General features: G+C 70.8%; 4 protein-coding genes. 2 read left to right on the top strand and 2 right to left on the bottom strand.

Annotated features, from left to right (window positions below):
* Positions 1-446, top strand: a 446-nt coding sequence (locus ACIBQZ_RS19415) for a LysR substrate-binding domain-containing protein (RefSeq protein ID WP_396090083.1), incomplete at its 5' end; no start/stop codon positions are given.
* Between the two features lie 6 nt (positions 447-452).
* Here ACIBQZ_RS19415 and ACIBQZ_RS19420 read toward each other — a convergent pair.
* Both ACIBQZ_RS19420 and ACIBQZ_RS19425 read right to left on the bottom strand, forming a co-directional pair.
* Positions 453-947 (bottom strand): NUDIX hydrolase, encoded by a 495-nt coding sequence (locus ACIBQZ_RS19420; protein WP_396090084.1) that lies wholly within the window; start codon positions 945-947, stop codon positions 453-455.
* A 9-nt stretch (positions 948-956) separates the two neighbouring features.
* Positions 957-2,159, bottom strand: coding sequence for a TSUP family transporter (locus ACIBQZ_RS19425; protein WP_396090085.1), 1,203 nt, complete (start codon positions 2,157-2,159; stop codon positions 957-959).
* 105 nt (positions 2,160-2,264) lie between these two features.
* Between ACIBQZ_RS19425 and ACIBQZ_RS19430 the strand changes: the two genes are divergently transcribed.
* Positions 2,265-4,880, top strand: a complete 2,616-nt coding sequence (locus ACIBQZ_RS19430; protein WP_396090086.1) for an MGH1-like glycoside hydrolase domain-containing protein — start codon at positions 2,265-2,267, stop codon at positions 4,878-4,880.
* Positions 4,881-4,970 lie beyond the last annotated feature (90 nt).

Raw genomic sequence — 4,970 nt, forward strand, 5'->3', positions numbered from 1 at the left:
CCGCGTTGACCGGGTCCGCGCTGGTCGGCTCCGGGTTGACCGGGTCCGCGTTGACCGGGTCCGCGCTGGTCGGCTCCGCGTTGCTTGGGCTGGAGCAGCTGCGGGACGAGGCTTGGGTGACCATCCTGGCCGGTCATGCCGCTCGCGCCCAGTTCGACCGGGTTACCGCCGCCGCCGGCTTCGCCCCGCGGATCCGCTTTCAGACCGCGTCCTACGACGTCGCGCAGGCGCTGGTCGGCACCGGTATCGGCGTTGCGCTTGTGTCGCGGCTGGCCCTGACCCATGCGCCGCGCACCGCTCACCGGGAGTTGCGACCGCCCGTTCCACACCGGGATGTGCAGGTTGTCACCATGGCCGAAGCTGGTGCGACGCCGTTGGTCGAGGTGTTCCTTGGGCTGCTCCGTGATGTCGCCGGCGATCTGGCGGCCGGCTGGGAAGCGGGGTGACGCGGGTCAGTAGCCGGGGATCTCGTTCTCGCCGGGCTGGGCGAACCAGGCCGGTGCGTCCTCCTCCAGCGAGGTCCGGATCCGGACCAGGGCGAACGGGTTCAGCTCCGGCAGTGCGTCCGGGGCGAACCAGCCGACCGCGATCGACTCGGCGTCGTTGACCCGGGCCTCGCCGCCCACCGCGCGGCAGCGGAACCAGGTGTTGACCATGTGGCAGCGGTCGCCGTTGCCGTAGACGACCTCGTGCAGGGCGACGCCGGCCAGCCGTTCGATTTTCACCTGTACGCCGGTCTCCTCCTCGACCTCGCGGACCAGCGCGTCAGCGGGCTGCTCGCCCGGGTCCATCATGCCGGCGATGACCGACCATTGATGGTTGTCGCTGCGCTGCCCGAGCAGGATCTCGCCGCGGTCGTTGAGGATGATCGCGCTGACCGTCGGGAACATGATCAGGTCGTGGCCGACCCGGGCGCGCAGGTTCTTCACGTAATCGGAGGCTGGCATGAACGCACCCTAGTAAGTGACGGCGTACATGATCCCCACCGCGACCGCGAGACCACCGAGCACCAGCCGCAGGCCGCGTTCCGGCAGCCGGGGTTGCAGGTGCGCCCCGACGTAGCCGCCGGCCAGGCCGCCGAGCCCGCAGAGCAGCCCGATCGTCCAGTCCGGGGCGATCTCGCCCCGGCCGGTCAGACCCAGTACGGCGAACGCGGCCGCTCCGGCCACCGACGTGACAAAGGTCGAGGCCAGCGCCGCGGGCGCGACGATCGCCACCGGCAGGCCCCGGCCGACCAGGATCGGACCCAGGACGGACCCACCGCCGATGCCATAGACGCCGCCCACCACACCCACCCCCAGGGCCAACGCCACGACCCCCCGACGCGGCATCCCAGCCGCGGCCCGGCCCGGCGTCTGACCCGCCACCAAACCAGGACCCGCCACCAAACCAGGACCCGCCACCAAACCAGGACCCGGACCCGCCGGACCCGGACCTGCTGATGGACCCGGACCGGCAGCTACCGGATCCGGACCCGTCGGACCCGGACCCGCCGGACCCGGACCTGCTGACGGACCCGGACCGGCAGCTACCGGACCCGGACCCGTCGGACCCGGACCTGCAGATACCGGACTCGGACCCGCCACTGGCGGCCACGGACCTGCCGCCAAATCCGGACCCGGACCTGCGGCCGCCGCTGGATCCGCAGCCGTTGGATCCGGACCTGCTGCCGGCGCTGGACCCGCCACCGGACCCAGGCGAGTCGTCCCTGTCGGCGCTGGACCCGCTGCCGCCGGATCCGCCGCTGCCGGACCGGCCGACGTCGCCGCCCTCGGCGGCCGGCGCAGGCACAGCCACAAACCCAACGGCAGCAGCAGCCCAGCCACGATCACCCGAAACACCCCCGGCCCAGGCACCGCGAAAACCCGGACCACCGCCCCCACCACCACCCCAGGCAGCGTCCCCAGCAGCAGCAACCGGGTCAGCGGGCTGCCCAGCCCGCCCCGCCGCCGGTATCGCAGCAGCGCCCCCGGCCCCGACACCACGTTGAACAGCAGATTTGTCGGCGTCACCGCCGGGTTCGGTACGCCCAGCACGCTGAGCTGGACCGGCAGCAGGAACACCGCCCCGGAGACGCCGACGGGTGTGGTCACCACCGAGATCACGAACCCGGCGACGACAGCGAGGAGCCAGGTCACCCCGCCAGTGTGCCGGGCCATTGTTAAGCGGGCGCGGACGATCTTTCGAGATGGGCTCCGTTAGTGTTCGTAACACCTGCCAGTAACAATGCAGCAAAGGTCCGGACGAAGGGGGTGGGCGGCGGCGTGGCGGAGCGCGAGCGCCTGGCGCAGGCGGACTCCGGTGAGCAGTCCTGGCGCGCCTGGGGCCCCTACCTCGCCGAACGGGCCTGGGGCACGGTCCGCGAGGACTACAGCGAGCACGGCACCGCCTGGGACTACTTCCCGCACGATCACGCTCGCTCTCGGGCGTACCGGTGGAATGACGACGGCATGGCCGGAGTTTGCGACGAGCGGCAGACCTTCTGTTTCGCCTTGGCGCTGTGGAACGGCAAGGATCCGATCCTCAAGGAGCGGATGTTCGGTCTCGGCGGCGACGGCGGCAACCACGGCGAGGACGCCAAGGAGTACTGGTGGTACCAGGACTCGACGCCGACCCATTCGTGGATGCGCTGGCGTTACCACTATCCGCAGGCCGCCTTTCCTTACGACGAGCTGGTCCGGGTCAACGGGCAGCGGTCGCGGGAGGAGCCGGAGTACGAGCTCATCGACACCGGTGTCTTCGACGACGACCGGTTCTGGGCCGTGACCGTCGACTACGCCAAGGCCGCCGTCGACGACATGTGCATCGTCGTCCGGGTGTCGAACCGCGGGCCGGACGAGGCCACCCTGCACGTGCTGCCGTCGCTGTGGTTCCGCAACACCTGGTCGTGGGGGCAGCCGAACCGCCGGGTCCCGCGGCTGACCGGCAGTCCCGGGCGGCTGCACGGCGAGCACCGCAGCCTGGGGCACATCACGCTGGACGGCGAGGGGACACCGCCCGCCCTGGTCTGCGACAACGAGACCAACGCGCAGCGGCTCTGGGGCCTGCCCGGCACCAGCATGTACCCGAAGGACGGCATCAACGATCACGTCGTGGCGGGCGCTCCGACGGTGAACCCGGCCGGGGTGGGCACCAAGGGCGCACTGCACTATGAGCTGACGCTGGGGCCGGGCGAGACCCGCGAGATCCGGTTGCGGCTGACCCGCGGCGACGAGAGCCCCGGCGAGCCCGCGCTGGGCGGGGACTTCGCTGCCCTCGTACGGGATCGCCTGGCCGAGGCCGACGCCTACTTCGCCGAGCTGATCCCGGTCGCCGCCTCCGCCGAGGAGGCCGCCGTGGCCCGGCAGGGCATCGCCGGGCTGATGTGGGGCAAGCAGTTCTACCATTTCGACGTCAAGCAGTGGCTGCGCGGCGATCCCGGCTCCGCGCCGCCGCCGCCCGGCCGGCGCTACGGGCGCAACAACGCCTGGTGGCACATGAACAGCTTCGACGTCATCTCGATGCCCGACCCCTGGGAGTATCCCTGGTACGCGGCCTGGGACCTGGCGTTCCACTGTGTCTCGATCGCCCGGGTCGACCCCGCCTTCGCCAAGGCGCAGCTGCTGCTGTTGCTGCGCGAGTGGTACATGCACCCCAACGGCCAGATCCCGGCGTACGAGTGGGCGTTCGGCGACGTGAACCCGCCGGTGCACGCGTGGGCGGCGCTGAACGTCTTCGAGATCGACGGCGGCCGGGACTTCGACTTCCTGGCCCGGGTCATGCACAAGCTGCTGCTGAACTTCACCTGGTGGGTCAACCGCAAGGACGTCGGCGGCAACAACGTCTTCGAGGGCGGCTTCCTCGGGCTGGACAACGTGGGCCCGTTCGACCGGTCCGCGGCGCTGCCGGTGGCCGGCGTGCTGGAGCAGTCCGACGGCACCGGCTGGATGGCCATGTACGCGCTCAACCTGCTCGACATGTCGATCCGGCTGGCCCTGCACGACCGCACCTACGAGGACATGGCGACCAAGTTCTTCGAGCACTTCGCGTACATCGCCGAGGCGGCGTACCGGCAGGGGCTGTGGGACGACGACGACTGCTTCTTCTACGACGTGCTGCGGCTGCCCGACGGCCACCGGATGCCGCTCAAGGCCCGGTCCATCGTCGGCCTGCTGCCGCTGGCGGCGACCACCCGGCTGTCCGCCGGCACCCTGAACCGGCTGCCCGAGCTGGCCGCGCGGCTGCGCTGGCTGCTGGCCGGCCAGGCCGAGTACGCCGACGTGATCAGCGCCCGCCGGCTGTCGGCCGACGGCCGCCAGCAGCGGCTGCTGTCCATGGTGGGCCAGGACCAACTGCTGCGGATCCTGGCCCGGATGCTCGATCCGGAGGAGTTCCTTTCCCCGTACGGGCTCAGAACGCTCTCGCGCGCGCACCTGGAGAAGCCGTTCACGGTGCACCTGGGCGGCTCGGAGTTCACCGTCGGGTACGAGCCCGCGGAGAGCACCAGCGGGCTGTTCGGCGGCAACTCCAACTGGCGCGGCCCGGTCTGGATGCCGGTGAACTACCTGCTCATCGAGGCGCTGCGGGAGTTCGCGGCGTTCTTCGGCGACGACCTGATGGTGGAGTACCCGACCGGCTCGCAGACCAAGATGCCGCTGAGCGCGGTCGCCGACGACCTGGCCCGCCGGCTGGTGTCGCTGTTCGTCCCGGACTCGTGGGGCCGGCGGCCGATCTACGGCGCGCAGGAGGTGTTCCAGAGCCATCCGGACTGGAAGGACCTGATCTCATTCCCCGAGTACTTCCACGGTGACAACGGCGCCGGCCTGGGCGCCTGGCACCAGACCGGCTGGACCGCCCTGGTGGTGGATCTCATCCTGACCCTGCATCGGCGGGAACCCTAGTGCTGCGCCGCGTTAGTTCGTCGTGGGTCATGCGGCTTTGAGTGGGGTGCCGTCGTAGGTCCATCGGTAGGGCTTGGCGGTGGTGTTCTT

It is taken from the genome of Actinoplanes sp. NPDC049599 (assembly GCF_044465625.1).
Classification (GTDB): Bacteria; Actinomycetota; Actinomycetes; order Mycobacteriales; family Micromonosporaceae; genus Actinoplanes.

Excerpts from the sequence above, each read along its gene's own strand:
- ACIBQZ_RS19425 (WP_396090085.1), bottom strand. The coding sequence starts at position 2,159 with ATGGCCCGGCACACTGGCGGGGTGACCTGGCTCCTCGCTGTCGTCGCC.
- ACIBQZ_RS19420 (WP_396090084.1), bottom strand. The coding sequence starts at position 947 with ATGCCAGCCTCCGATTACGTGAAGAACCTGCGCGCCCGGGTCGGCCAC.